At 39.5% G+C, this 686-nt stretch carries 1 rRNA gene; it reads right to left on the minus strand.

The features are described from left to right. Nucleotides 1-451: 451 nt before the first annotated feature. A 5S ribosomal RNA gene (gene rrf / locus P2W70_RS30570) occupies nt 452-563 on the minus strand. Nucleotides 564-686: the final 123 nt, after the last annotated feature.

Below are 686 nucleotides of genomic sequence, written 5' to 3' on the forward strand. Positions count from 1 at the left end.
TCAGAATCTACCATAAATTCAACATTTATGTGCTATTGCTTTCCAAACTTTCAAAGATCTTTATCAGTTACTTCAGAGCCTCTCAGCCCTTCTTCGCTGACCCCCGTTTCGTTGGGGTTGCAAAGGTAAGTGATTTTTATATTTCACCAAATTTATTCCTAGTTATTTTTCAGATTTTATTCTGACAATCAGCTGAGAACATATTTAGAAGAACTTCTTGTTTTGAGTACTGTACCGGTTAAGGATGACTAGTATTCGGGGTGTGCCAACATTGAAGTGGCGTTGTTTGCAGGGCTTCGTGTGTTGTGATTAGTTAGAGCCTGTGTGCCTGCGTTGTTACTGTTAGAAGCCTGGTTAAAGGCGTTAGAGCAGTGTAATAAGGTTATGAAAAAAGTAGGCTCTCATAAATAGCAAAACCCCTTACAAGTGAATGCAAGGGGTTTTGTAATAAATATGGCAGCTACCTACTCTCCCGCATTGTTGTGCAGTACCATCGGCCATGAGGGGCTTAACTACTCTGTTCGGTATGGGAAGAGGTGAACACCCTCGGTAAAACCACCATAAGAAGGTAATACCGGATTAGATTTGATCTTGCGATCATGATTATCCAGTCAATAAGTTACATATTGGGAAGTTGTAAATGAACAGCAACAGATATTAACCATGTTGTATTCACAAAATTGATT

Source organism: Paraflavitalea pollutisoli (assembly GCF_029360705.1).
Classification (GTDB): Bacteria; Bacteroidota; Bacteroidia; order Chitinophagales; family Chitinophagaceae; genus Paraflavitalea; species Paraflavitalea pollutisoli.